Genomic DNA, 25492 nt, shown 5'->3' with positions numbered 1-25492 from the left:
GGCGACGCGCGCAACGCGCAATCACCGTCTCGGATCGCGACGATAGACCGGCAATCGTGACACCCGCATGTCATCGGCCGCGAGCGAAACCTTTCCGAAAGACGGCACGGTAAGGGGCCGGCGATGATCAGGATTACCGAGGATTTCACCGGTAATTCCGGCGGGCTTCGGTGGGGAGGCGGACAGACGCGCCGGCGGGAGCCGGCGCGGGGTGGAACGTACTCGCCGCTCAGTGCGAGGAGGTTTTGCCGGCGGCGGCGCGACTGCGCTTCGCTGCAACGGGGCGAGCGGCAGCGGGTTGGGCCGCTTGCGTGGACGGCGCGGCGGGCTTCGCCACCCGCTTCGACGCGGGCTTGGAGGCCGGTTTGGAGGTCGGTTTGGAGATCGGTTTCGCCGTGAGCTTCGAGCCCGGCTTCGCAGCGGACCTCAAAGCCGGCTTGGCCGCCGGCGTGCGCTCCGCATGCCACATCTGCAGCAGTTGCCGCGTCTGCGAATAGACGGTCGATTTCAGCAGCTCGCCGTTCTCGCCGGTAAACGCGTCCCAGCCCAGCAACGCCAGCGCCGAGCGCGGCGCCATATGGAACACGGTCAGTTGCCCGAGCAGGCTGAACGCGCGCAGTTGCGTGAGCGGCTGCTTCGGGTCGGTGCCCGAGATGCGCCCGACCAGCTCGGCGCAGATCGCATTCACCGGGCGGCGCACGCGCTCCATCAGCATCTCGCTGGCGAAGGCCGGCTCCAGGCCGGCCTGCTCGCGCGCGAAGAACATGCGCTGGTGCACGGTTTTCGGCGTGTCGAACATCTTCGACGCGATCACCTGCATGACGCCCACGAACGCGTCGATCAGCGTGTCGAGGTCGGCATCCTGGGCGAGCATCGCGCGCGCGTGCTCGACGGCCGGGCCGAACGATTCGCTCGCGTGATCGCCGATCGCCTCGACGCAGGCGCGCAACACGCCTTCCTTGTTCTCGAAGTAGTACTGCAAAGCAGGCGCATTCACGCCCGCGCGCGCGGCGATGTCCCGCGTCGATGCGCCGGCGAAGCCGCGCTCGCCGAACAATTCGATGGCGGCTTCGATGATCCGCCCGCGTGTTTCGTCGCCCCGCGCATAACCACATGCCGACGTGCGACGCAGTTTCTTCGCGTCCGTCATAGACCCCTCACATTCGTACTTGCGACATTCTACTTGACACAATTTTTCCAAGTGGAATAATTCTTCCGCTCGGAATAATTTGGATACCCGAATGTCGTCGACCCTTCAAGAACCGCCGAAAGGCAATCGTCAGGAACCCTTAGAACCCGCCGCGAAGCGCCCATCGCGTCGGATCGTCCTGATCGCAATCGCCGTGGTCGCGCTGATCGGCGGGGCTATCTGGCTCGTCCATTGGTGGACCGTCGGCCGCTTCATCGAAAACACCAACGATGCCTATCTGCAGGCAGACAGCATGACGGCCGCGCCAAAGGTGTCCGGCTACATCACCGATGTTTACGTTCGTGACAATCAGACGGTCAAGGCCGGCGATCCGCTCGTGAAGCTCGACACGCGCCAGTACCAGGTGTCGCTGCAGAACTCGCAGGCCACCGTCGATTCGCGTCGCGCCGACATTGCGCGCGCCCAGGCCGACATCGGCCAGCAGCGCGCCAACCTCGAACAGGCGCAAGCCCAGGCCCAGGTGTCGAGCATCAACCTGCGCCACGCGAGCGAGGAATACACGCGCTACGCGCCGCTGGCGGCCACCGGCGCGGAAACGCACGAACGCATCGCCGACCTGAAGAACACCCGCGATCAGGCGCAGGCCACGCTCGCGGCGAACAACGCATCGATCGCGGCGGCCCGCACGCAAATCGCCTCGAGCACGGCGCAGTTGCAACAGGCGCAGGCCCAGCTCGAAGCCGCTCAGGCCAGCGCCGCGCAGTCGCAGCTCGATCTCGACAACACCGTGGTGCGCAGCACGCTCGACGGCCGCGTCGGCGATCGCACGGTGCGCGTCGGCCAATACGTGCAGCCCGGCACGCGCCTCTTGACGGTGGTGCCGGTGCAGGACATCTACCTGGTCGCGAACTTCAAGGAAACCCAGGTCGGCCGCATGCGCGTGGGCCAGCCGGTCACGCTCAGCGTCGACGCACTGTCGGGCCAGGAGTTGCACGGCACGGTGGAAAGCTTCTCGCCGGGCACCGGCTCGCAGTTCGCGCTGCTGCCGGCCGACAACGCCACCGGCAACTTCACGAAGATCGTGCAACGCGTGCCGGTGCGCATCCACGTGCAGGCCAACGACGAAACGCGCCGCGTGCTGCTGCCGGGCCTGTCGGTGGACGTGAACGTCGATACGCGCGACGACGGGCAGCACCATGGCTGAAGCCGTCACGCCGCCCGCCGGCGCGCCGTCGCCCGCGCCACACGCCGAGGAACGCGCCAGCGCCACCGATTGGATCGCGGTTGCGGCCGGCTCGCTCGGCGCGCTGATGGCCACGCTCGACATCTCGATCACCAACTCGGCGCTGCCGCAAATTCAAGGTGAAATCGGCGCCACCGGCACCGAAGGCACCTGGATCTCCACCGGCTACCTGATGTCGGAAATCGTCATGATCCCGCTCGCCGCGTGGCTCACGCGCGTGTTCGGACTGCGAAATTTCCTGCTGGTGTCGGCGGTGCTGTTCATCGCGTTCTCGATGATGTGCGGCTGGTCGAACACGCTCGCGCTGATGATCGTCGGCCGGATCGGCCAGGGCTTCACCGGCGGCGCGATGATTCCCACCGCGCAGACCATCATCCGCACCCGGCTGCCCACCTCGCAGTTGCCGGTCGGCATGACGCTGTTCGGCCTGATCGTGCTGCTCGGGCCGCTGTTCGGGCCGGTGCTCGGCGGCTGGCTGGCCGAGAACGTCAGCTGGAGCTGGTGCTTCTTCATCAACCTGCCCGTCTGCCTGATCCTGATCGCGCTGCTGGTGCTGGGCCTGCCGTCCGACAAGCCGCAATGGCCGCAGTTCTTCAGCGCCGACTGGGTGGGCATCGCCGGGCTGTCGGTCGGCCTGTCGTCGCTGACGGTGGTGCTGGAAGAAGGCCAGCGCGAGCGCTGGTTCGAATCGAGCATGATCGTCGCGCTCAGTTGGGTGACGTTCGCGGGCTTCGTGCTGATCGCGATCTCGCAGTTCACGGCGAAGCGGCCGATGCTGCGGCTCTCGCTGATGCGCAACCCGCGCTATGCCAGCGTGATCGTGATCGTGGCCGCGGTGGGTGCCGGGCTGTACGGCATTTCGTACCTGCTGCCGCAGTTCCTCGCGATCGTCTCGGGCTACAACGCCGAGCAGGCCGGCGAGATCATGCTGCTGTCGGGCCTGCCCGCGTTCCTGATGATGCCGATCCTGCCCAGGCTGCTCGGCAAGGTCGATTTCCGCATCCTCGTGATCACCGGGCTGCTGCTGTTCTTCCTCAGTTGCATGCTCGACATCTCGCTGACGGCGCAAAGCGTCGGCCACGATTTCGTGTGGTCGCAACTGATTCGCGGCGTCGCGCAAATGTTGGCGATGATGCCGCTGAACCAGGCCTCGATGGCCGCCGTCTCGCGCGAGGAATCGGGCGATGCGGCCGGGCTCTACAACATGGCCCGCAACCTCGGCGGCTCGATCGGCCTGGCGATCATCGGCACCATCATCGACCGCCGCACCACCTATCACACGGCCGTGATCCGCGAATCGGTCAGCAACAACTCGCTGATCGGCCAGGATCGCATTTCGCAATACGCGTCGAACTGGTTCTCGTACACGGGCGACATGGCCTACGCGAAGATGCGCGCGCTCGGGCAACTGGCGCAGCAGATCAGCGTGCAGGCCACCGTGATGACCTATTCGGAAACCTTCTACCTGCTCGGACTGGCGCTGATCGCCTGCGTGCCGCTCGCGCTGCTGTTGCGCACGCCGCCGCGCCGAGGCGCCCCGCCGCCCAACTCGTCCGGCCACTGAACCGATTGATTCGATGACGTCCTTCTCCTTGCCCCGCCGCCCTGCCCTGACGCTGATCGCCGCCGCGAGCCTGCTCGCCGGCTGCACGGTCGGCCCGAACTACCACGGCGCGCCGGCCGCGCCGAGCGCCGCCACCTTCGTGCGTGCGCCGCAAGCCGGTGTGGACGCCAACGCGCCCACTCCGAGCGCCTGGTGGGAAGCGCTCGGCGATCCTCAGCTCAACGAACTGATCGCCGCCGCGCTGGCCCACAATCCCGATCTGCACGCGGCGCAGGCGCGCCTGCGCGAAGCGCGCGCCCAGTTGAGCCAGCAGCGCGCCAACGCGCTGCCGAAAACCACCGCCGACCTGGCCGCGATCCGCACCCGCTCGCCCGACATGAACGCGCTGTCGGCGCTGACCGGCTCGAACAATTCGAGCAATGGCTCGGGCAGTTCCGGCAGCTCGACGGCCGGCAGCGGGCCGATCCAGCTCTATTCGGCCAGCTTCGACGCGACCTGGGAAATCGACCTGTTCGGCGGCACGCGGCGCGCGATCGAAGCCGCCTCGGCGCAGGCCGAGGCGGTCACGGCCGACCTGGCCGACACGCAGGTGTCGATCGCGGCCGAAGTCGCCAACGCCTACATCGACTTGCGCGACCAGCAGCAGCGCCTCGCGCTGTCGCACCGCACGGCCGATCTGCAACAGAACCAGCTCGATCTGACGCTGCAACGCCGCGCGCGCGGCGTGGCGGCCGATGCCGATGTGGAACGCCTGACCACCCAAGTGGAAAACACCCGCGCCACGCTGATCCCGCTCGATGCTCAGGTGACCGAATCGCTCGACCGGCTCGCGACCCTGACCGGCCGCGCGCCGGGCGCGCTCGACGCGCAACTGGCCAGCGAGACGGCCGCGCTGCCGACGCTGCCCGCCTCGGTGCCGATCGGCGATCCGGCCGCGCTGCTCAAGCAGCGGCCCGACGTGCGCGCGGCCGAGCGGCGGCTCGCGTCGAGCAACGCGCAGATCGGCGAGCACATCGCCGATTACTTCCCGAAGGTCACGCTGCTCGGCGACATCGGTTTCAGCGCGGGCGACCCGGGCCACCTGTTCCGCAAGCAGAACTACTCGTGGGTCGGCGCGCCGTACCTGCAATGGAACATCTTCGATTTCGGCCGCACGCGCGGCGCGGTGCGGGCCGCCGAGGCCTCGCGCGACGAAGCCGAGGCGAACTACACGAAGTCGGTGCTCGGCGCGTTGCAGGATGCGAACACGGCACTGTCGCGCTACGGGCACCAGCGCGATCACGTCGTCACGCTGGCCAAGGTGGAAACCTCGGCCACGCATTCGGCCACGTTGATGGATCAGCGCTACCGCGCCGGGGTTTCGTCGATGATCGATCTGCTCGACACGCAGCGCGAATCGCTGTCGGCGCAGCAGAACGTGATCGCCGGGCAAGCCGAGCTGATCAAGGATTACGTGTCGCTGCAGAAGAGCCTGGGATTGGGTTGGCAGACCGAGGCGGCGGCCGACGCCGGCACGCAGCCGGCCAGCGCGACGAACGCGACGAGCGCAACCAGCACGGCCAAGCCCGCCGACGCGAAACCGGCAAGCTGATCCGGCCCGCCGCGCTCGGTCAGCGCTCGATCCGCTCGCGCGTGGTGCCGAGCAGCGCCGCCATCGCGTCGCGCGCGGCTCGCGCATCGCGCGCGCGGATCGCCTCCACCACGCGCGTATGTTCGGCCAGCGAAGCGTTGTACACGTCGGCGCGCTTCGCGTTCAGATGCAGTTGCGCCTCGAGCGTCCGTGCGATCAGCGCGCCGAGCGGCATCAGCAGTTCGTTGCCGCCGGCGGCCAGCACGCCGAGGTGAAAGCGCAGATCGGCGCGCACCCATTCGTCCACGTGACGCGCCGCGCACATCTCCGCGTGTGCGCGCTCGATCGCCGCGAACGTGGCCGGCGTCTGCGCGTGCGCGGCCAGCCCCGCCGCGTACGGCTCCACCATCTCGCGCATTTCCTGCAGCTTCATCGCGAACGCCAGCGGCGGCGCGACCTGCGAATACCAGTCGAGCAATTCCGCGTCGAGCAGGTTCCACGCCTCGCGCGGCCGCACGCGCGTGCCGACCTTCGGCCGCGATTCGATCAGGCCCTTCGAGGTCAGCGTGCGCAGCGCCTCGCGCAGCACCGTGCGACTCACGCCGAACGCCAGCATCAGCTCCGCCTCGCGCGGCAGGATCGAATCCGGCGCGTAGTCGCCGCGCAGGATCGCCGTGGCCAGCGTGAAGGCGGTTTTTCCATGCAGATCGCGTTGAATCACATTTCTCCCGGTCGGCGCGGCCCCGAATAGCGGGGCCGCATCACTATGTGCGCAATAGTGCTATTAATACTACTTTTTGGCGACATCGTGTAGGATCGTCGCCATCGACGCTGCCCTGACGCGTCCATCTCACGGAGACACCCATGAAGATCACCCGCCTCGAAACGTTCGTCGTCCCGCCGCGCTGGCTGTTCCTGAAGATCGAGACCGACGAGGGCATCGTCGGCTGGGGCGAGCCGATCGTCGAGGGGCGCGCACACACGGTCGAGGCGGCGGTGCAGGAGCTGTCCGATTACCTGGTCGGCCGCGATCCGCTGCTGATCGAGGATCACTGGCAGGTCATGTATCGCGCCGGATTCTATCGCGGCGGTCCGGTCACGATGAGCGCGATCGCGGGCGTCGACCAGGCGCTCTGGGACATCAAGGGCAAGTACCACAACGCCCCCGTGCACGCGCTGCTCGGCGGCCAGGTGCGCGACCGCATCAAGGTCTATTCGTGGATCGGCGGCGACCGCCCGAGCGACGTGGCCAGCAACGCCCGGGCGGTGGTCGATCGCGGCTTCAAGGCCGTCAAGATGAACGGCTCGGAAGAATTGCAGATCGTCGACACCTACGACAAGGTCGAGAAGGTGATCGCCAATGTGGCGGCCGTGCGCGAGGCGGTGGGGCCGCACGTGGGGATCGGCGTGGATTTCCATGGCCGCGTGCACAAGCCGATGGCCAAGGTGCTCGCCAAGGAACTCGATCCGTACCGCCTGATGTTCATCGAGGAGCCGGTGCTGTCGGAAAACGCCGAGGCGCTGCGCGACATCGTCAACCAGACGGACACGCCGATCGCGCTGGGCGAGCGGCTCTATTCGCGCTGGGATTTCAAGCATGTGATCGCGGGCGGCTACGTGGACATCATCCAGCCCGATGCGTCGCACGCGGGCGGCATCACCGAATGCCGCAAGATCGCGTCGCTGGCCGAGGCCTACGACGTGGCGCTGGCGCTGCATTGCCCGCTCGGCCCGATCGCGCTGGCCGCCTGCCTGCAGATCGACGCGGTCAGCTACAACGCGTTCATCCAGGAACAGAGCCTCGGCATTCACTACAACCAGGGCAACGACCTGCTCGATTACATTCGCAATCCTGAAGTGTTTCGCTACGAGGACGGCTTCGTGTCGATCCCGCAAGGGCCGGGCCTGGGCATCGAGGTCAACGAGGAGAAGGTGCGCGAGATGGCGAAGGTCGGCCACCGCTGGCGCAATCCGGTGTGGCGTCACGCGGACGGCAGCGTGGCGGAGTGGTGATCGGCTGAATTGCCGGGGTTGTCTACGCCCCCACGGATCGGCGCCGGTTCGCGCCGCCGATCCGATACCGATGCGCCGCCGCAAACCGGCGCGCATCGGCCCGCTGAAACCGGCGCGCGCCTGCGCCGGTTTTGCAGTCCTTACTGAACGATCGCCGCCGCGCCGGGCACGCTGAATGCGAGCACGGCCGCCGCCACGAACACCCCGATCATCGCGATCGACTCCAGATTCAGCACGTTGGCGAACGTGCGCGCATCCTCGGTGGCCGCCGTGCGGCGCAGGCGCGGCAGCGCCGAGAAGCGGTTCAGGCCGCCCAGCACCAGCGCGAGCGCCACCAGCGCCAGCTTCAGCAGCAGCACGTGGCCCCAGGTGCTTGCGTCCAGCACTGCCAGATCACCACCCGTGCCGCGATAGCCGTTGAACGCGCCGGTCGCCAGCACCAGCACCACCGACACCATCGACAGCCGCGACACGCGCTGCGCCACGCGAATCAGCACGCCGCGCGCGATCGATGCGCCGAGCGCCGGCACCACCACCAGGCCGCCCGCCAGCACAATGCCGCCCCACACCGCCGTGGCAAGCAGATGCAGCATCTGCACGCCGACCGCCGGCGAGAACGCGCCCGCGTCCGCCGCATGGCCGATCGAGGCATTGCCGGCCTCCACCACCAGGATTGCGAGCCACAGCAGCGCATCGCCCGCCGCGCCGCCGGGCCGCAGCAAGGCCAGCACCAGCAGCGCCAGCGCGCCGCCGAACAGCAGGCCCCAGGCGTGGCCGACGTGCGTCATCTGCAACACCGTGCCGAGCGCACCGAACGCGCCGCCCAGCCCGGCGCCGCTCATCGACGCCGCCTCGTAGACGATCCAGCCCGCCTCCGCCAGCACGAACACCAGCGCGGCGGCCGTCAACGAACCGCGCGCGCGCCGCCAGGCCAGATGCGCGGGCGACAGCTTGACGCTCGCGCCTTCCGCGGCGAGCCATGCGCCGAACAGCAGCGAGCCGACCGCCACCGCGAACGCGATCTGCGCGAGCGAGGCCATCGCGACCTGGCCGAGCCAGAGGCTGTCGATTTTCGGCATCATCGCGCGCCGCCTCGCGCCGTCATGGCGCGCTGCGGCAACGGGCCGGCTGCGAGGGAAAACACCGACGCCGCGAGACGGCAATCGTCTGACGCAAAACGCAACGGAGGCAACGGGAGCAGCGGGGACATCGAGGAGATCGAGGACATCGGCAAGTGAGGTGGGGGTTTCGTCGGTATTTCGGAGTGGAAACGATCTTGCAGTACGGCTCAAAACGACATAAAACGCCGATAGGGCGCCTCGGCCATGCGCGAGCAGCGAGTGTACGGCCTTCGACGCAATAGAGGCACGCGGGTTCATCAAAAAGCGTAGGATTCCCGCATGGGTCGCCGTGGTTTCGCGGCGGCCGATGCGCATTGAATGCGCGGTATCGAGGCCTGTCTCGCGGTGCATGGCGGCCAGGCGCCGATGCCAAACTTCGCAGCGCAGCCGCCAGGAGACAACCAGGGCTGCCGAAACACGTGTAGTCAAAGCCCGAGCCGACATGAGCCGGCCAGGTCCCCGACGAATAAAAAATTGGAGCCTCGCGTGTCTTCAATACGTGTATTCCGCCCCCTGCTCGCCGCGCTGGCGATCGGCGCCGCATGCTTGCCGGTGGCCTCGCAGGCCCAGGCTCCCGCAACGCCCACCCCCGCCTCCGGGGCCGCATCGAACGCCACGCCCGCGCCGCTCAAGGCGCCCGACACGATGGCCGAACGCGTGCGCGGCTGCACCGCCTGCCACGGCGTGCACGGCCAGGGCACCGCCAACGACTACTTCCCGCGCCTGGCCGGCAAGCCCGCCGAGTATCTGTACAACCAGTTGATGAATTTCCGTGACGGGCGGCGCAAGTATCCGCCGATGAATTACCTGCTCACGTATCTCGGCGACGACTATCTGCACGAGATCGCCGTCCACTTCTCGAACGAGCATCCACCTTACCCGCCGCCCACGCAGCCGAACGTGTCCGCCGATGTGGTCGCGCGCGGGCAGGCGCTCGCCACGCGTGGCGATCCGGCCCGCAAGATCCCCGCCTGCATCGCCTGCCACGGCGCGCAACTGACCGGCATGCAGCCGGCCATTCCGGGCCTGGTCGGCCTGCACAGCGATTACCTGAGCGCGCAGATCGGCGCCTGGCGCTCCGGCAACCGGCGCGCCAAGGCGCCCGACTGCATGCGCGAGATCGCCGCGCACCTGACCGACGAGGACGTGACCGCCGTGACCGCCTGGCTCGCCGCGCAACCGGCGCCGGCCAACCCGGTGCCCGCGCCGGCCGGATCGTCGAAGCTGCCGCTCGCCTGCGGCAGCGAACCGCAATAAGAACCAGGAGACAGACGCCATGAAACGCCAGTCCCTGTATGCCTGCTCCGCCCTCCTGCTGGTCGCGGCCGCGACGCTCGGCACCGCCCTCTGGCCCGGCGTCGCGCGCTGGTCCAGCGAACTCGCCCACGCCGCGCCGCCGGCCGCCGCTGCCGGCAACGCGGCGCTCGTGAAGAAGGGCGAATATCTTTCCCGGATCGGCGACTGCGTGGCCTGCCACACGGTGCGCGGCGGCCAGCCGTTCGGCGGCGGCCTGCCGATGCCGACCCCGTTCGGCACGCTCTACACGCCGAACATCACGCCCGACAACCAATACGGCATCGGCACATGGAGCGCCGACGACTTCTATCGGGCGATGCACGCCGGCCGCTCGAAGGACGGCAGCCTGCTCTACCCCGGCTTCCCGTTCACGAGCTACACCAAGGTGACGCGCGCCGATTCCGACGCGATCTACGCCTACCTGCGCTCGGTCCCACCGATCCACGCGGCAAGCCGCGCCCACGAGCTGAAATTTCCGTTCAACAACCGCAACCTGCTGATCGGCTGGCGCACGCTGTTCTTCAAGGAAGGCGATTTCAAGCCCGATCCGGCCAAGTCGGTCGAATGGAACCGTGGCGCCTACCTGGTGGAAGGGCTCGGGCATTGCAGCATGTGCCACACCTCGATCAACCTGATGGGCGCGCCGCGCAGCTCGTCGGCGTTCGCCGGTGGCCTGATCCCGATGCAGAACTGGTACGCGCCGTCGCTGACCAACGACACCGAGTTCGGCCTGGGCGACTGGCACGTGCAGGAGCTGACCGATCTGCTGCAGGCCGGCGTATCGAATCGCGGCGCGGTGTTCGGGCCGATGGCGGACGTGGTCCACAACAGCCTGCAATACCTGAGCGACGACGATGCGCGTGCGATGTCGGTGTATCTGAAGTCGATTCCGCAGAAGGGCGACGCGCCGACCAACCTGCAATACGAACCCTCGCAGCAGTTCGGCAATCAGCTGCTCGAACAGGGCCGAAAGATCTACGCGGACAACTGCGCGACGTGCCACGGACCGGTCGGACAGGGCAAGCCGCCGGCCTATCCGCCGCTCGCGCAGAACCATTCGATTATGATGGAGTCTGCAGTGAACCCGATCCGGATGGTGCTGAACGGCGGATACCCGCCCAGCACGTTCCGGAATCCGCGTCCTTACGGGATGCCTCCGTTCGCACAAGCCCTTTCGAATCAAGAGGTTGCCGCCGTCGTGTCGTATATCCGATCGGCCTGGGGCAACAAAGGTTCGCCGATTTCGCCGCAACAAGTGAGCGATTTGCGTTCGGCGCCGCTCGACTGACGGACGGTTCATGAACACGGGGGCGTGGCCGCGCGACACCGCGGCCACGCCCTTTTTGCTTTTTTTGTATGACGATGCCTCGCGGTGCCTACCGGCGCCGCGGCGGCGTCTTTCCGAACCCCAAGAGAGTTTATGTCTTTTGCTTCCCTCGGCCTCGCCGAACCCCTCGTGCGAGCCGTCAACGAACTCGGCTACAGCGAACCCACTCCGATTCAATCCCAGGCGATTCCCGCCGTGCTCGGCGGCGGCGACCTGCTCGCCGGCGCGCAAACCGGCACCGGCAAGACGGCCGGCTTCACGCTGCCGATCCTGCAACGTCTGAACGACATGCCGGCCCCGCAAGCCGGCGCGAAGCGCCCGGTGCGCGCGCTGATCCTCACGCCCACGCGCGAGCTGGCCGCGCAGGTCGAGGAAAGCGTGCGCGCCTACGGCAAGTACCTGAAGCTGCGCTCCACCGTGATGTTCGGCGGCGTCAGCATCAATCCGCAGATCGATGCGCTCAAGCGCGGCGTCGATATCGTGGTGGCCACGCCGGGCCGCCTGCTCGACCACATGCAGCAGAAGACGATCGACGTGTCGCAGCTCGACATCCTCGTGCTCGACGAAGCCGACCGCATGCTCGACATGGGCTTCATCCACGACATCAAGCGCGTGCTGGCCAAGCTGCCGGCCAAGCGCCAGAACCTGCTGTTCTCGGCCACCTTCTCCGACGAGATCAAGACGCTCGCCGACAACCTGCTCGATTCGCCCGCGCTGATCGAAGTGGCGCGCCGCAACACCACGGCCGAATCGATCGCTCAGAAGATCTACCCGGTGGACCGCGACCGCAAGCGCGAGCTGCTCACGCACCTGATCCGCGAACACAACTGGTTCCAGGTGCTGGTGTTCACGCGCACCAAGCACGGCGCGAACCGCCTGGCCGAGCAACTGGCGAAGGACGACATCAGCGCGCTGGCGATCCACGGCAACAAGAGCCAGTCGGCCCGCACGCGCGCGCTCACGGAATTCAAGGCGAATACGCTGCAGGTGCTGGTCGCCACCGACATCGCCGCGCGCGGCATCGACATCGACCAACTGCCGCACGTCGTCAACTACGAGCTGCCGAACGTGCCGGAAGATTACGTGCACCGCATCGGCCGCACCGGCCGCGCGGGCGCGACGGGCGAAGCCGTGTCACTGGTGTGCGTCGACGAAAAGCAATTGCTGCGCGACATCGAACGCCTGATCAAGCGCGAGATTCCGCAGGAAGTGATCGCCGGCTTCGAACCCGATCCGAACGCCAAGCCGGAGCCGATCCAGCGCCGCAGCGGGCAGCAGCCGCAACGTGGCGGTGGCGGTGGCGGCGGTGGTGGCAATCGCCAGCCGCAGGGCGGCGGCCAGGGCCGCGCGCAGACGGCACGTGGCGGCCAGCCCTCGGCAAAACCGGCGGGCAGCAAGCCGGCAGCCAAGCCCGCCGCAAAGCCGGTCAAGGCCGCGCAAGGTGCGGGCAATGCCGGCGGCAACAAGCCGGCAGCCAAGCCGCGTGCGGCACAACCGGGCGGCGCACGCCCGGCCGGCAGCGGTAACGGCAACGCCGGGCACGCCAACCGCAGCCGCACCTCGCGCAGCGGTTCGCGCGGCAACTGATCGGCGCCAAGCCGCGTCAGGCGGCAGTGCACGGCGGCGCTACGCAAGCCGCGCCGCCGTGTGCCGTCAGGCTGTTTCTGTTTCGATAGCCGGAAGTGACGGGCGGGAAGCCGAACGGCACGAGCGCAAGGCGCGTGCCGCTTCCCGTCCAACAGGCCGTTTCAGCCGCGCGTCAACGCGGCGCGGCGGCCGCAATCAGCCGGATCTGCTCGATCTGGCGCGCCCAGCGCGCGACCACGGCGTCGCGCTTTTCATCGAGTTCGAACGTAATGCCCGAAGTCAGCCGCGCATAGCCGACGCGCTGCGCGTCGCCGTTGGCGAGCGTCGCGCGGAAGCAGGCCAGGCCCGCCACGCCGGTGCCGTCGTCGGCCGGGCGGTCGCCCGTCGCGCCGGCCGGCTCGACGCGCAGCCGCGCCTGGTAAAACGCGCCGTCGGCCACGAAACTCAGCACCGCAGCGCGCTCGCGCACCAGCAATTGCGCACCGCGCGAACGTGGCCACAGCGCGAGATACAGCGAACCGGCATCGGGCGCGTACAGCTCGCCGACGCTCAACAACGTGGTGCGCGCATCGGGCGGCTCGACCTCCCGATCGACGATCACCAGCGAGGCCGTAAACGGCAGCTTGCCGTCAAGCGCCGTGCCGTCGAACAGCGCGAGGCAGGCGGGCGGCCACGCGTCGAACGTCCAGCGATCGAGCGCGGCGCGATCGGCCGCGCTCATGCCGGGCTCCGAAGGAAGGGCGCGAGCGCGCCCGGGACCAGGGCGGGGATCAACGGAAGAACACGTGCTGGGTCAGCTTGGTCAGCGGATATTGCAAGCCGGGCTGAATGCGCGACGGCAGATCGAGCGGCTTGAGCAGCATCTTCACGCACATGTCGGCCGACAGATGGCGGCGCACCAGCCGGTTGACCCGCACCACGCGCTCGCGGTTGTAGGCCGTATCGCGCACCTTCTCGGGATAGCGAATCGCGAACACGTGGCGCAGCGCGATCTCGGAATCCTCGTTGCGGATTTCAAGCAGGCGACGCAGCAGCGCGCCGAGCACGGCCATCCGGCCATTGCCCTCGACCGCGTTGTACTTCTTGAAATACTTGAGGAAGTGCTTGTAGTGGCGCACTTCGTCCGAACGGATGTTGTTGGTGATTTCCTTCAGCACCGGCTCGTCCGAGCATTCGTTGATCGCGCGGTAGAGCGTGGCGGTGCCGGTTTCGACCACGCAGCGCGCCACCATCTCCAGCGCGCGCGTTTTCTCGAACGCTTCGAGCGAGCAGGTTTTCGAGTATTCGTCGAAGAAATTGTGGAATGCGAGATCCCAGTCGAACTCGGGCCACACGTAGCCGATATAGGCCTTCAACGCTCGGCCGTGCTGCAGCTCCTCGTGTTCCCACTGCTCGTTGAGCCAGTCGGCTACTTCGGGGTCCTCACCGAAAAACTGGCTCAAATTGCTCGTGTAGAGATCGGAGCCGCTCTCGATGAACGACGCCGCGCACAGCAGCAGCAGCAAGTCTTCATTGGCGGCGGCCTTCGTGCGGTCGATCCGCGTGAGGTCGATGTCTTCGATGCGCCAGGGCATCACATGCTTCGTTTCGGCCAGCATCGTAGCGCTCCCAAGCACTTTGCCCCGATGGCGCGGCCGGCTGCGGCACGGCGGCGAAGCCGGCCCAGCGGCCGCACGGCCTGTCGGACAAAGCGGATATGAATGAATTATTTCGATCTGGATCCGCTTATCTTAGCCGGAACTTCTCGAATGTGCCTTCAGTCACAGACCTCTCCCGCGACACGCAGTTCCGCGCTGCCTATTGCGCCGCATCAGGCAATTAATTCGAAAGTCGCTTGCAATTCAATTCGAATCTGCGAAAGCGCGTGATGGCGCGGTATTTTGGCGTCCTCTCCATGCTGGCGGGCACCTGCGACGCGCATCGCCGGTGCCCGCGCCGACCGTCAGAAACCGGCGGCCAGGCCGTCTCGGCGGCTGTCGCTGGCGGCCACGTAGCCGCGCTCGGGATCGTCGGCGTCGAGACGCCAGATGAACTGGCCCGAGCCGAAATCCATATACGGATCGTCGATCGACTGCATGCGGTGGCCGCGCGCCTGAAGCCCGGCCGCCACCTCGCGGTCGAGCGTGGCTTCCAGGTCGAGCGTGAAATCGCGGTTGACCTTCCAGCGAGGCGCGCAGCAGGCGGCCTGCGGCTGCTGGCCGTAGGCGAGCATCCGCACGATGGTCTGCAGGTGCCCTTGCGGCTGCATGTCGCCGCCCATCACGCCGAAGCTCATGACGGCTTCCTGGCGGCCATCGCGCTCGCGCGTGAGGAACGCCGGAATGATCGTATGAAACGGCCGCTTGCCGCCCGCCACCACGTTCGGCGAGGCGGGGTCCATCGAGAAGCCGCAGCCGCGGTTCTGCAACGCGATGCCGTGGCCCGGCACCACCAGCCCCGAGCCGAAGCCCATGTAGTTCGACTGGATGAAGCTGATCATCATGCCGCGCTCGTCGGCCGCCGACAGGTAGATCGTGCCGCCCGAGCGCGGCATGCCCGGCGCGAAGTGCGTGGCGCGGGCCGGATCGATCAGCTTGGCGCGCTCGGCCAGGTAGGCGTCGTCGAGCATCTGCTCGGGCGTCACGTCCATCGAGCGCGGATCGGCCACGTAGCGGTAAACATCGGCGAAGGCCAGCTTCATCGCCTCGATCTGCAGATGCTGCGATTCGATCGAATCCACCGGCATCGATTCGATATCGAAGCGCTCGACGATCCCCAGCGCGATCAGCGCCGCGATGCCCTGCCCGTTCGGCGGGATTTCATGAACCGTGTGGCCGCGAAACGACTTGCCGATCGGCTCGACCCATTCGGGGCGGTACGCGCGCAGATCCTCGGCCGTCATCGCGCCGCCGGTGTCGCGCGCGAACGCGGCCAGCGCCTCGCCCGGCGCGCCCTCGTAGAACGCGCGCGCGCCTTCGCGGGCCAGCGTCTTCAGCGTGTGCGCGTGGCCGGCCAGCACCACGCGCTCGCCCACCTCGGGCGCGCGGCCGTGCGGCAGGAAGGTCTCGGCGAAGCCCGGCTGGTCGCGCAGCGCGGGCACCGCGGCGGCCCACTTGGCGGCGACGATCGAGGCCACCGAATGGCCGCGTTCGGCCAGCTCGATGGCCGGCTCCAGCAGGTCGGCGAACGGCAGCGAGCCGAAGCGCGCGTGCAACGCCTCCCAGCCGGCGATCACGCCGGGCACCGTGACGGTGTCCCAGCCGCGCTGCGGCTGGCGCGCCAGGCCGTTGGCGTCCTCGCCGTGGCGACGGCGGAAATAGTCGGGGTTCCACGCGGCCGGCGCCACGCCCGAGGCGTTCAGGCCGTGCAGCTTCGCGCCGTCCCAGACCAGCGCGAACGCATCGCCGCCGAGCCCGCACGACACCGGCTCGACCACCGTGATCGCGGCGGCGGCGGCGATCGCCGCATCGACGGCGTTGCCGCCCTTCCAGAGCATCCGCAGCCCGGCCTGGGCGGCCAGCGGGTGCGAGGTCGAAACGACATTGCGCGCGAACACGGGCTGTCGGACGGACGGATAGGGGTTCTGCCAGTTGAAGCGGGTCATGCAACGGCTCCTGGAGAAAAAGGGAAAAGCGGGGCTCGGCGCACCAATGCGGCCATTGGCCGCGCGCGCAAACTGCCATTCCAACGCGAATGCGCGCGCGGAGCAAGCCGGCACGCTCGCGTCGCGAAAACGAAATGTTCGTTCGCGTGCTTGCTTACAATGGACATCCGTTTCACTTGCCTTCGAACGAACCATGACGACCCGCGACCCGCGCCTTTCGCTCAATGCCCGCCAGCAGGAACTGCTCGACTGGGTGCAACGCGACGGCTTCGTGACCGTCGACGATCTGGCCAACCATTTCGACGTCACGCCGCAAACCATCCGCCGCGACGTCAACTGGCTCGCCGATCTGAACCTGCTGCGCCGCTACCACGGCGGCGCGAGCCTGCCGACCAGCTCCGAGAACGTCTCCTACAGCGCGCGTCAGCGCATGTTCCACGACGAGAAACGACGCATCGCGGCGCTCGCGGCCTCGCATATCCCCGATCAGGCCTCGCTGTTCATCAACCTCGGCACCACCACCGAGGAGGTGGCGCGCGCGCTGAACCGCCATCGCGGCCTGCGCGTGATCACCAACAACCTGAACGTCGCGAGCATGATGAGCGGCTATCCGGAGTGCGAGGTGCTGATCACGGGCGGCATCGTGCGACCGTGGGACAAGGGCATCGTCGGCGAGCTGGCGATCGATTTCATCCGTCAGTTCAAGGTGGACTACGCGATCATCGGCACCTCGGCGATCGAGACCGACGGCACGATGCGCGATTTCGACACGCGCGAGGTGCGTGTGGCCGAGGCGATCATCCAGCACGCGCGCACCGTGTATCTGGTGACGGATCATTCGAAGTTCGGCCGCCCGGCGCTGGTCCGTCAGGGCCACCTGTCGCAGGTGCATGCGCTGTTCACCGACAAGCCGCTGCCCGAGGACATGACCGAAACCATCGCCGCGGCCGGCACGCAGGTGTACGTGGCCGATTGAGTCGAACCGTTGCGCCGCGCGGGCGGCGCTCGCATCGCGCGTGCCCTCTCCCGGCAAGCCCCTCCGATGCGTTTCACCACCACCCCAAACCTCGCGCCCCGTGCTGCATCGCAGCGCAAACTTCAAGTGAAATCAAGAAGTTGCCGCGTCGAGCCGGCCGTTGGAATTGTGACGAATTGTCAATCGAATTATTTTTGGGGCCGCATTTGGGGTTCCCGAAACCGTTGACTACACTCCCAATCCCCGGCGTTCATGCACCGCGAACGCTGTCGTGAGCATTTCCCCCCGAGCCTTCCCTGCTGGGTAACGCGCCCCGGATGCTGTCCGGCCGTGAGAAGTACGGTTTGTCTGGAGAGAACGATGCTGAGTCCGCATGAATTCGCCACCCTGTTGCTCGTCAAGGACGCGCCCGATCAGGCCGAAATGGAACGCGACGAACTGGACGCGCTGCTGGAGCAGCAACTGGTTCGGCTGGAGGCCCTCGGTTCGGGCCGCCGCTACTGCGTGACCGAGAGCGGCGACGCCGCGCTCAGGTCGATCAAGGTCCGCTATTCCTGAACGCCACACCGGTTCCGCCAACATCGCGGCCGCCGTCTCCGGACGACGGCCGTTTTAGTTGCGGCGTTCGTTTTCGGGTTCGTTTTCATTCGAGCGCAGCCGCGCCGCGTGGGCGGCCCGATGCACGCCCGCGCCCGGCCCTCAGCCGCCGCGCAGCGTCGGATCGGCCTTCGAGCGCCAAGTGACGGCCTGCGCGCGCATCGTGTTCAGATAGTCGATCCAGCCGGTGCGCGCCGCCGCGTCGGGCTGCGCGCCGAGCGCCGCGTGATGCGCGGCCAGCCCGTTCGAAAACGCGCAGAAATCCGCCTCGCTCAAGCGGCCGTGCCGCTTCGCCACCCACGCGTCGCCCAGCGCCGAGTAGACGGATGCACGATCGCGGCCGTAATCGTGCGGCTCGCCGCAGGCCCGCTGCAGCGTGTCGAAGCTCGGCTGCGCACCCCAGCCGCCGGGCAGCAACGCCGTCGAGCAGCCCGCGAGCAGCGCGAGCGCGCCGGCCACCATGATCTGACGCATGTTTCCTCCTCGATGAAGACAATCCCGCCAGTATCGTCCGGGATGAAGGCGCGCGCTACCGACCCTCTTAAACGAACTTTACTTTTTCGCTTTTGTTCATTAAATTTCGAATTCGAAAATATCGAGTTCGACTATGGGACAAAGGGCAGCAGTGACCGAACAGACGCACTACGACGTACTCGTGATCGGCGGCGGCATCAACGGCGCGGGCATCGCGCGCGACGCGGCCGGGCGCGGTTGGTCGGTACTTCTTTGCGAACAGGACGACCTCGCCTCGCACACGTCCTCGTCCAGCACCAAGCTGATCCACGGCGGCCTGCGCTATCTCGAATACAAGGAATTCGGGCTGGTGCGCAAGGCGCTGCAGGAGCGCGAAACGCTGCTGCGCGCCGCGCCCCACATCATGTGGCCGCTGCGCTTCGTCATGCCGCACATGCCGAACCTGCGCCCGGCCTGGCTGATCCGCGTCGGCCTGTTCCTCTACGATCACCTCGCCCGCCGCGAACTGCTGCCCGGCTCGCACGGCATCACGATGGCCCGTCACGCGGCCGGCGGCCCGCTGATCGATTCGATCAAGCGCGGCTTCGTCTATTCCGACGGCTGGGTGGACGACGCGCGCCTCGTGGTGCTCAACGCGATGGACGCACGCGAGCGCGGCGCCACCATCCTGACGCGCACCCGGCTGATCTCGGCCGAACGCGCCGACGGCGAATGGCTCGCGCGCCTGCAACGCGCCGACGGCTCGACGTTCGAGGTGCGCGCCCGCGCGATCGCCAACGCGGCCGGCCCGTGGGTCGGCTCGGTGCTGCACGGCGCGCTCGGCCGCGACGCGCGCCACAGCGTGCGGCTCGTCAAGGGCAGCCATATCATCACGAAGCGCCTGTTCGAGCACGATCACGCCTACATCTTCCAGAACCCGGACAAGCGGATCATCTTCGCGATTCCGTACGAACACGATTTCACGCTGATCGGCACGACCGACGTGGAATACCACGACGATCCGTCGAAGGTGGCGATCGACGGCGACGAGACGCAATACCTGTGCGACTCGATCAACCGCTATTTCAAGCAGAAGATCTCGCCGGCCGACGTGCACTGGACCTACTCCGGCGTGCGCCCGCTGCTCGAGGATGAAAACGCCGACAACCCGTCGGCCGTCACGCGCGACTACCGGCTCGAGATGGACCCGGGCCGGGGCGCGCCGCTGCTGTCGGTGTTCGGCGGCAAGATCACCACCTTCCGCAAGCTGGCCGAGGATGCGGCCGGCCTGCTCGGCGAAGCGCTCGGCTCGCCCGCGCCGGCCTGGACAGCAGGCCAGCCGCTGCCGGGCGGCGACATCGCCGACGCGCGCTTCGCGCCGTTCGCCGATGCGTTCGCGCAGCGCCATGCCTGGCTGCCGGCCGCGCTCGCGCGCCGCTACGCGCGCGCCTACGGCACCCGCGCCGAGCGCGTGGTGGCCGGCGCCCGATCGGTCGACGGGCTGGGCGCGGCGATCGCGCCGGGCCTGTACGAAGCGGAACTGCGTTACCTGCGCGATCACGAATGGGCGACCTGCGCCGAGGACGTGCTCTGGCGCCGCTCGAAGCTGGGGCTGCATGTCGCGCCCGGCACGCTCGACGCGGTCACGGCGGCGGTGGCGGCCTGGTTCACGGCCACCCGCGCGCTGGCCGCCGAACCGGCGCAGGTCCGCCCGGTTCACTGACGCACCGGCAACACCGAAGGCAGCAACGCGCGGCGCGCCAACCAGCCGCCGCGCGGGATCGACCGCAGCACGCGCCGCGACGAGGCCGGCGCGAAACAAAATTACTGACGAATGGAGATGAGACAGATGCAGGATCAATACATCCTCGCACTCGATCAAGGCACGACCAGCTCGCGCGCGATGCTGTTCGATCGCCAGGGCAACATCAAGTCGATTGCCCAGAAGGAGTTCGAGCAAATCTATCCGCAGCCGGGATGGGTCGAGCACGACCCGCGCGAAATCTGGTCGACGCAGGCCGGCGTGGCCGCCGAGGCCGTCACGCGCGCGGGCCTGAACGGCACGTCGATCGCCGCGATCGGCATCACCAACCAGCGCGAGACGACCATCGTCTGGGATCGCGAAACGGGCCAGCCGATCTACAACGCGATCGTCTGGCAGGACCGCCGCACCGCCGATTTCTGCGATTCGCTGAAGAAGGACGGCCTGGAGGCGATGGTGCGCACCAAGACCGGCCTGCCGATCGATTCATACTTCTCCGGCACCAAGATCCGCTGGATTCTCGACAACGTCGAAGGCGCGCGCGAGAAGGCGAAGCAAGGCAAGCTCGCGTTCGGCACGGTCGACAGCTGGCTGGTGTGGAACTTCACGAAGGGCGAGCTGCATGTGACCGACGTGACCAACGCGTCGCGCACCATGCTGTTCAACATCCACACGCGCGAATGGGACGACGAGCTGCTGGCCGCGCTCGACATCCCGCGCAGCATGCTGCCCGAGGTCAAGGCGTCGTCGGAAGTCTACGGTCACACCAAGACCACCGTGTTCGCGTCGAAGCTGCCGCTGGCCGGCATCGCGGGCGATCAGCACGCGGCCCTGTTCGGCCAGATGTGCACCAGCTCGGGGATGGTGAAGAACACCTACGGCACCGGCTGCTTCCTGATGATGAACACCGGCGAGAAGCCGATCGAATCGAAGAACAACCTGGTCACCACGATCGCCTGGCAGATCGGCGATCAGGTCAACTACGCGCTCGAAGGCAGCATCTTCATCGCCGGCGCGGTGGTGCAGTGGCTGCGCGACGGGCTCGGCATCATCAAGTCCGCCACCGAGATCGAAAAGCTCGCGGCCAGCGTGCCGCACACCGATGGCGTGTATCTCGTGCCGGCGTTCGCCGGCCTCGGCGCGCCGCACTGGAACGCCCGCGCGCGCGGCTCGCTGTTCGGCGTCACGCGCGGCACCACCGATGCGCATCTGGCACGCGCCGCGCTCGACGCGATCGCCTACCAGTCGCTCGACGTGCTGGCCGCCATGGAAGCCGATTCGGGCCTCAGCATCGGCGAGCTGCGCGTGGACGGCGGCGCGAGCGCCAACAACCTGCTGATGCAGTTCCAGGCCGACCTGCTCGGCGTGGACGCGGTGCGTCCGCAGATCACCGAAACCACCGCGCTCGGCGCCGCCTACCTGGCGGGCCTGGCGACCGGCTACTGGGAGAACCTCGACGCGGTGCGCAGCCAGTGGCAGCTCGACCGGCGCTTCTCGCCGTCGATGCCCGCCGATCAGGTGAGCACCGCGCTGGCCGGCTGGCAGCGTGCGGTGCGCGCCGCCAAGACCTGGGCCGACGACAGGCGGTAAACTGCGCGCCCGCCGCCGCGTGCACCAGGCCCGCGCGGCGGGCGATACAAGCAGCCACCCTTCATAACGAGCAGGCGGACCGTGCAACGCGCGAGTCCGCCGCATTGGTAGAGAGACACTCGACATGTCACCTTATATTGCGGAGTTCATCGGCACGGCGATCCTCGTGCTGCTCGGCAACGGCGCCGTTGCCAACGTGCTCCTCGCGAAGACCAAGGGCCGCGGCGCGGACCTGATCGTCATCGTGATGGGCTGGGCGATGGCGGTGTTCGTCGCCGTCTACGTCACAGCGAAGTTCAGCGGCGCGCACCTCAACCCGATCGTCACCATCAGCCTCGCGCTGGCGGGCAAGTTCGCCTGGTCGAAGGTGGCCGGCTACGTGGCCGCGCAGATGCTCGGCGGGATGGCGGGCGCGCTGCTGGTCTGGCTCGCCTATCGGCAGCACTTCGCCAAGGAGGTCGATCCCGATCTCAAGCTCGCGGTGTTCTGCACCGCGCCGGCGATCCGCAGCGTCGCGCACAACGTGCTGACCGAGGCGATCTGCACGTTCGTGCTGATTCTCGGCGTGCTGTATCTGGCCGCGCCGCAGGTGGGGCTCGGCGCGCTCGACGCGTTGCCGGTGGGCTTGCTGGTGCTCGGCATCGGCATCTCGCTGGGCGGCCCGACCGGCTATGCGATGAGCCCGGCGCGCGATCTGTCGCCGCGCATCATGCACGCGCTGCTGCCGATTCCGGGCAAGCGCGACAGCGACTGGCGCTATGCGTGGATTCCGGTGCTCGGGCCGCTGGCCGGCGGAGCGGCGGCGGCCTGGCTGTATCTGGCGCTGCATCAGACGCACTGAGCGCCCGGTTCGCGGCGCGGGCGGGGGCATCGGTCGGCCCGCGCCGCGAACCTGCCTTGTTCGGCTTTCTTCGCTTTCAGCCCCCGCCTTCGGCGTTCCGCCTCGGGCGCCGCGACGGCCAATCGCCTGCTTGGGGCGATTTCCTCGCTTCATCTCCCCGCCCAAAAACGACAACGCCGCCGCGCCGGTTACCCGGCTGGCGGCGGCGTGCCCTGCACGTCGAGATCGAACGGCATGCGGCCGAAGCGCGATGCGCGTCGGCCACATGCAAAAACGCGCTTACTGCGGCAGATCCCAGCGCGGCGGCGTTTCCGCGTTGATCGTCACGCGAAACGCGCGCGCTTCCGAATCGCCGGGATTGCGCAGCGTGTAGGGCTGGTCGGCGTCGAACACGATCGCGTCGCCGGTCGCCAGCAACTGGCGACGGTCGTTGACGGCCACTTCGAGCGTGCCTTCGCTCACCACCAGGTTGATCGAGGTGCCCGGCGCGCGGCGCACGCCGGTTTCGGTATGCAGCGGCGCGACGCGCAGCTCGTGGAATTCCGCCGTGGCCGGCTCGCCTTCCGGATAGAGCGCCCGCGACGAGAAACGGCCGTTCGAGCCGATCACGCGCACCGCGCGCTCGGCCGGCAGATGCTCGAAGCCGAGCACCGCGTGACGGCGCAGGAACGCGGCCACCGACACCTTCAGCGCCGCCGCCACCTTGCAGAGCACCTTGATGGACGGCACGCTGCGGGCCGATTCGATCTGCGCGAGCATCGCCCGCGACACGCCGGACAGGCGTGCCAGCGCATCCAGCGACAGTTGCCGCTCGGCACGCAGCCGGGCCAGATTGACGCCGACCTGGCGCTCCAGCGCGTCGAACGATTCCTGCGGGGCGCCAGGCGCCGGCGTGGCCGCACGATCGGCGGCTTCGCGGTCGCGCACCAGCGCGAGGGATGAATGCATGGTTAGCCTCCAGCGCGCAGGATGCGCGCAGCGAACTTGATTGGAGGCAAGACTAGCATCGGGGTTGGGGGCGGCAAACGAAGTTATCTTCACACTGTTATCAGCATCGCAGAGGAATCGTCAGTGCCGGCAAGCCGTATGCGGCCGGCTTGGCCGGCCGATCGCGCCGCCCGGATTCCATCGCCGTAACAGGGCCGGATCGCGCTTCGCCAGCCGCCGCCGGTTACCGCCAGCCGTCGCGTCGGCGCAACCGCGCCGCCGCCGCCCGGCGCGCACCTGCGACGGCCCGGAATTCCAAAAGCTATAATGGAAAGCTTTCCCCGACGGTAGATCCACCGGCGCCCGAGGCGCCTGCCGCGGCCGCCCGCCGCCTCGCCCTTGCCGCCTGCCGCGCCTCGCGCGCCGCCCGGGCAACAGGCGGCGGCCCGGAACCGACCGTCCCGACTCACCCGCATTGACGCCCCCAGGTCAACCACTGCGAACGGCGAACCCCATGACGAAAAAAATCTACATCAAGACGTTCGGCTGCCAGATGAACGAGTACGACTCGGACAAGATGGCCGACGTGCTCAACGCTTCCGAAGGCCTCGTGAAAACCGATCGGCCCGAAGACGCCGACGTGATCCTGTTCAACACCTGCTCGGTGCGCGAGAAGGCGCAGGAAAAAGTGTTCTCGGATCTCGGCCGGGTGCGCGAGCTCAAGGAAGCGAACCCGAACCTGATCATCGGCGTAGGCGGCTGCGTCGCCAGCCAGGAAGGCGAGGCGATCGTGGCGCGCGCACCGTACGTGGATGTCGTGTTCGGCCCGCAAACCCTGCACCGCCTGCCGCAGATGATCGACGCGCGCCGCGCGAGCGGCCGCTCGCAGGTCGACATCACGTTCCCCGAAATCGAGAAATTCGACCACCTGCCGCCGGCGCGCGTCGATGGCCCGAGCGCGTTCGTGTCGATCATGGAAGGCTGCAGCAAGTACTGCAGCTACTGCGTGGTGCCCTACACGCGCGGCGACGAAGTCTCGCGCCCGCTCGACGACGTGCTGACCGAAATCGCCGGCCTGGCCGACCAGGGCGTGCGCGAAGTCACGCTGCTCGGCCAGAACGTCAACGCCTACCGCGGCGCGCTCACCCAGGGCTCGCCCGACATTGCCGATTTCGCCACGCTGATCGAATACGTGGCCGACCTGCCCGGCATCGAGCGAATCCGCTACACCACCTCGCATCCGAAGGAATTCACGCAGCGCCTGCTCGACGTGTACGCACGCGTGCCGAAGCTCGTCAATCACCTGCACCTGCCCGTGCAGCACGGCTCCGACCGCATCCTGATGGGGATGAAGCGCGGCTACACGGTGCTCGAATACAAATCGCTGATCCGCAAGCTGCGCGCGATCCGGCCCGATCTGTCGCTGTCGACCGACATCATCATCGGCTTCCCCGGCGAAACCGAGGACGATTTCGAGAAGACCATGCAGCTCGTGCACGACATGAGCTACGACACCAGCTTCTCGTTCATCTACAGCCCGCGCCCCGGCACGCCGGCCGCCAATCTGCACGACGACACGCCGCGCGAGGTCAAGCTCAAACGCCTGCAACATCTGCAGGCCACCATCGAGGAAAACGTCGCGCGGATCAGCGCGTCGATGGTCGGGCGGGTCGAGCGGATTCTCGTCGAAGGGCCGTCGCGCAAGGATCCGAACGAGCTGGCCGGCCGTACCGAGAACAACCGCGTGGTGAATTTCCCCGCGCCGGTCGCCTCGCATCCGCGCCTGATCGGCCAGATGATCGACGTGCGGATCAACCACGCGTACCCGCATTCGCTGCGCGGCGAGCTCGTGCTCGCCCACGACGAAGCCAGCCGCGCCACCCACTGAACCG

At 67.8% G+C, this 25492-nt stretch carries 21 protein-coding genes; 13 read left to right on the top strand and 8 right to left on the bottom strand.

Going from position 1 to position 25492, the window contains the following annotated elements:
• Positions 1–229: 229 nt before the first annotated feature.
• Positions 230–1150 (bottom strand): CerR family C-terminal domain-containing protein, encoded by a 921-nt coding sequence (locus AB4851_RS18940; protein WP_414451034.1) that lies wholly within the window; start codon positions 1148–1150, stop codon positions 230–232.
• A 91-nt stretch (positions 1151–1241) separates the two neighbouring features.
• On the opposite strand from AB4851_RS18940, the gene AB4851_RS18935 reads away from it, so the two are divergent.
• Genes AB4851_RS18935 through AB4851_RS18925 form a run of 3 tightly spaced genes read left to right on the top strand, consistent with a single transcriptional unit; the run spans position 1242 to position 5548 of the window.
• Positions 1242–2354, top strand: coding sequence for an HlyD family secretion protein (locus AB4851_RS18935; protein WP_414451033.1), 1113 nt, complete (start codon positions 1242–1244; stop codon positions 2352–2354).
• On the top strand, positions 2347–3957 hold the full coding sequence (locus AB4851_RS18930) for a DHA2 family efflux MFS transporter permease subunit (RefSeq protein WP_414451032.1): 1611 nt from the start codon (positions 2347–2349) through the stop codon (positions 3955–3957). The genes AB4851_RS18935 and AB4851_RS18930 overlap by 8 nt, the downstream gene beginning before the upstream one ends.
• Positions 3958–3970: 13 nt before the next feature.
• Positions 3971–5548 carry an efflux transporter outer membrane subunit gene (locus AB4851_RS18925; protein WP_414451031.1) on the top strand — a complete coding sequence of 526 codons (1578 nt, stop codon included), beginning with the start codon at positions 3971–3973 and terminating at the stop codon, positions 5546–5548.
• Between the two features lie 19 nt (positions 5549–5567).
• Here AB4851_RS18925 and AB4851_RS18920 read toward each other — a convergent pair whose 3' ends face one another.
• Positions 5568–6248 carry a FadR/GntR family transcriptional regulator gene (locus AB4851_RS18920; RefSeq protein WP_414451030.1) on the bottom strand — a complete coding sequence of 227 codons (681 nt, stop codon included), beginning with the start codon at positions 6246–6248 and terminating at the stop codon, positions 5568–5570.
• Positions 6249–6391: 143 nt separating this feature from the next.
• On the opposite strand from AB4851_RS18920, the gene dgoD reads away from it, so the two are divergent.
• A complete protein-coding gene (gene dgoD / locus AB4851_RS18915) occupies positions 6392–7540 on the top strand; it encodes a galactonate dehydratase (RefSeq protein ID WP_414451029.1) in 1149 nt (382 codons plus the stop codon).
• 140 nt (positions 7541–7680) lie between these two features.
• On the opposite strand, the gene AB4851_RS18910 is transcribed toward dgoD, so the two are convergent.
• Positions 7681–8619: a CopD family protein gene (locus AB4851_RS18910; RefSeq protein ID WP_414451888.1), complete on the bottom strand. Its 939-nt coding sequence runs from the start codon at positions 8617–8619 to the stop codon at positions 7681–7683.
• 516 nt (positions 8620–9135) lie between these two features.
• On the opposite strand from AB4851_RS18910, the gene AB4851_RS18905 reads away from it, so the two are divergent.
• The 3 genes from AB4851_RS18905 (at position 9136) to AB4851_RS18895 (ending at position 12871) form a co-directional block, all read left to right on the top strand.
• Positions 9136–9918, top strand: coding sequence for a c-type cytochrome (locus tag AB4851_RS18905; RefSeq protein WP_414451028.1), 783 nt, complete (start codon positions 9136–9138; stop codon positions 9916–9918).
• A gap of 19 nt (positions 9919–9937) precedes the next feature.
• Complete coding sequence (locus AB4851_RS18900) at positions 9938–11245, top strand: cytochrome c (RefSeq protein ID WP_414451027.1); 1308 nt, start codon at positions 9938–9940, stop codon at positions 11243–11245.
• A 132-nt stretch (positions 11246–11377) separates the two neighbouring features.
• Positions 11378–12871 (top strand): DEAD/DEAH box helicase, encoded by a 1494-nt coding sequence (locus AB4851_RS18895; protein WP_414451026.1) that lies wholly within the window; start codon positions 11378–11380, stop codon positions 12869–12871.
• Between the two features lie 172 nt (positions 12872–13043).
• On the opposite strand, the gene AB4851_RS18890 is transcribed toward AB4851_RS18895, so the two are convergent.
• The 3 genes from AB4851_RS18890 to AB4851_RS18880 form a co-directional block, all read right to left on the bottom strand.
• Positions 13044–13592: a hypothetical protein gene (locus AB4851_RS18890; RefSeq protein ID WP_414451025.1), complete on the bottom strand. Its 549-nt coding sequence runs from the start codon at positions 13590–13592 to the stop codon at positions 13044–13046.
• Between the two features lie 49 nt (positions 13593–13641).
• The gene (locus tag AB4851_RS18885) at positions 13642–14469 is read right to left on the bottom strand and encodes a ferritin-like domain-containing protein (protein ID WP_414443030.1); all 828 of its coding nucleotides are present in this window, start codon (positions 14467–14469) and stop codon (positions 13642–13644) included.
• A gap of 344 nt (positions 14470–14813) precedes the next feature.
• On the bottom strand, positions 14814–16454 hold the full coding sequence (locus AB4851_RS18880) for a gamma-glutamyltransferase family protein (RefSeq protein ID WP_414451024.1): 1641 nt from the start codon (positions 16452–16454) through the stop codon (positions 14814–14816).
• A 193-nt stretch (positions 16455–16647) separates the two neighbouring features.
• On the opposite strand from AB4851_RS18880, the gene AB4851_RS18875 reads away from it, so the two are divergent.
• Both AB4851_RS18875 and AB4851_RS18870 read left to right on the top strand, forming a co-directional pair.
• Positions 16648–17430, top strand: a complete 783-nt coding sequence (locus AB4851_RS18875; RefSeq protein ID WP_414443032.1) for a DeoR/GlpR family DNA-binding transcription regulator — start codon at positions 16648–16650, stop codon at positions 17428–17430.
• A gap of 360 nt (positions 17431–17790) precedes the next feature.
• Positions 17791–17988: a phage tail assembly chaperone gene (locus tag AB4851_RS18870; RefSeq protein WP_013699317.1), complete on the top strand. Its 198-nt coding sequence runs from the start codon at positions 17791–17793 to the stop codon at positions 17986–17988.
• Between the two features lie 141 nt (positions 17989–18129).
• Here AB4851_RS18870 and AB4851_RS18865 read toward each other — a convergent pair whose 3' ends face one another.
• Positions 18130–18501: a hypothetical protein gene (locus tag AB4851_RS18865; RefSeq protein WP_414451023.1), complete on the bottom strand. Its 372-nt coding sequence runs from the start codon at positions 18499–18501 to the stop codon at positions 18130–18132.
• A 151-nt stretch (positions 18502–18652) separates the two neighbouring features.
• Here AB4851_RS18865 and glpD point away from each other — a divergent pair, with 151 nt between their 5' ends.
• From glpD to AB4851_RS18850, 3 genes are all read left to right on the top strand, one after another.
• A complete protein-coding gene (gene glpD, locus AB4851_RS18860) occupies positions 18653–20203 on the top strand; it encodes a glycerol-3-phosphate dehydrogenase (protein ID WP_414451022.1) in 1551 nt (516 codons plus the stop codon).
• 126 nt (positions 20204–20329) lie between these two features.
• Entirely contained in the window at positions 20330–21832 is a 1503-nt protein-coding gene (gene glpK / locus AB4851_RS18855; protein WP_414451887.1) for a glycerol kinase GlpK, read from the top strand.
• A 124-nt stretch (positions 21833–21956) separates the two neighbouring features.
• Positions 21957–22673, top strand: coding sequence for an MIP/aquaporin family protein (locus tag AB4851_RS18850; protein ID WP_414443034.1), 717 nt, complete (start codon positions 21957–21959; stop codon positions 22671–22673).
• 279 nt (positions 22674–22952) lie between these two features.
• Here AB4851_RS18850 and AB4851_RS18845 read toward each other — a convergent pair whose 3' ends face one another.
• A complete protein-coding gene (locus AB4851_RS18845; RefSeq protein WP_414443035.1) occupies positions 22953–23621 on the bottom strand; it encodes a helix-turn-helix domain-containing protein in 669 nt (222 codons plus the stop codon).
• Between the two features lie 493 nt (positions 23622–24114).
• Here AB4851_RS18845 and miaB point away from each other — a divergent pair, with 493 nt between their 5' ends.
• A complete protein-coding gene (gene miaB, locus AB4851_RS18840; protein ID WP_414451021.1) occupies positions 24115–25488 on the top strand; it encodes a tRNA (N6-isopentenyl adenosine(37)-C2)-methylthiotransferase MiaB in 1374 nt (457 codons plus the stop codon).
• Positions 25489–25492 lie beyond the last annotated feature (4 nt).

Origin of the sequence: Burkholderia sp. 22PA0099 (assembly GCF_047497165.1) — a bacterium.
In the GTDB taxonomy this organism is placed as follows: Bacteria; Pseudomonadota; Gammaproteobacteria; order Burkholderiales; family Burkholderiaceae; genus Burkholderia.
The sequence above is the reverse complement of the archived record's forward strand: the minus strand, read 5'-3'. Positions and strand labels throughout refer to the sequence as shown.

Excerpts from the sequence above, each read along its gene's own strand:
- dgoD (WP_414451029.1), top strand. The coding sequence starts at position 6,392 with ATGAAGATCACCCGCCTCGAAACGTTCGTCGTCCCGCCGCGCTGGCTG.
- AB4851_RS18910 (WP_414451888.1), bottom strand. The coding sequence starts at position 8,619 with ATGCCGAAAATCGACAGCCTCTGGCTCGGCCAGGTCGCGATGGCCTCG.
- AB4851_RS18940 (WP_414451034.1), bottom strand. The coding sequence starts at position 1,150 with ATGACGGACGCGAAGAAACTGCGTCGCACGTCGGCATGTGGTTATGCG.
- AB4851_RS18930 (WP_414451032.1), top strand. The coding sequence starts at position 2,347 with ATGGCTGAAGCCGTCACGCCGCCCGCCGGCGCGCCGTCGCCCGCGCCA.
- AB4851_RS18870 (WP_013699317.1), top strand. The coding sequence starts at position 17,791 with ATGCTGAGTCCGCATGAATTCGCCACCCTGTTGCTCGTCAAGGACGCG.
- miaB (WP_414451021.1), top strand. The coding sequence starts at position 24,115 with ATGACGAAAAAAATCTACATCAAGACGTTCGGCTGCCAGATGAACGAG.
- AB4851_RS18880 (WP_414451024.1), bottom strand. The coding sequence starts at position 16,454 with ATGACCCGCTTCAACTGGCAGAACCCCTATCCGTCCGTCCGACAGCCC.
- AB4851_RS18890 (WP_414451025.1), bottom strand. The coding sequence starts at position 13,592 with ATGAGCGCGGCCGATCGCGCCGCGCTCGATCGCTGGACGTTCGACGCG.
- AB4851_RS18885 (WP_414443030.1), bottom strand. The coding sequence starts at position 14,469 with ATGCTGGCCGAAACGAAGCATGTGATGCCCTGGCGCATCGAAGACATC.
- AB4851_RS18895 (WP_414451026.1), top strand. The coding sequence starts at position 11,378 with ATGTCTTTTGCTTCCCTCGGCCTCGCCGAACCCCTCGTGCGAGCCGTC.
- AB4851_RS18850 (WP_414443034.1), top strand. The coding sequence starts at position 21,957 with ATGTCACCTTATATTGCGGAGTTCATCGGCACGGCGATCCTCGTGCTG.
- AB4851_RS18900 (WP_414451027.1), top strand. The coding sequence starts at position 9,938 with ATGAAACGCCAGTCCCTGTATGCCTGCTCCGCCCTCCTGCTGGTCGCG.
- AB4851_RS18925 (WP_414451031.1), top strand. The coding sequence starts at position 3,971 with ATGACGTCCTTCTCCTTGCCCCGCCGCCCTGCCCTGACGCTGATCGCC.
- AB4851_RS18935 (WP_414451033.1), top strand. The coding sequence starts at position 1,242 with ATGTCGTCGACCCTTCAAGAACCGCCGAAAGGCAATCGTCAGGAACCC.
- AB4851_RS18845 (WP_414443035.1), bottom strand. The coding sequence starts at position 23,621 with ATGCATTCATCCCTCGCGCTGGTGCGCGACCGCGAAGCCGCCGATCGT.
- AB4851_RS18875 (WP_414443032.1), top strand. The coding sequence starts at position 16,648 with ATGACGACCCGCGACCCGCGCCTTTCGCTCAATGCCCGCCAGCAGGAA.
- glpK (WP_414451887.1), top strand. The coding sequence starts at position 20,330 with ATGCAGGATCAATACATCCTCGCACTCGATCAAGGCACGACCAGCTCG.
- AB4851_RS18865 (WP_414451023.1), bottom strand. The coding sequence starts at position 18,501 with ATGCGTCAGATCATGGTGGCCGGCGCGCTCGCGCTGCTCGCGGGCTGC.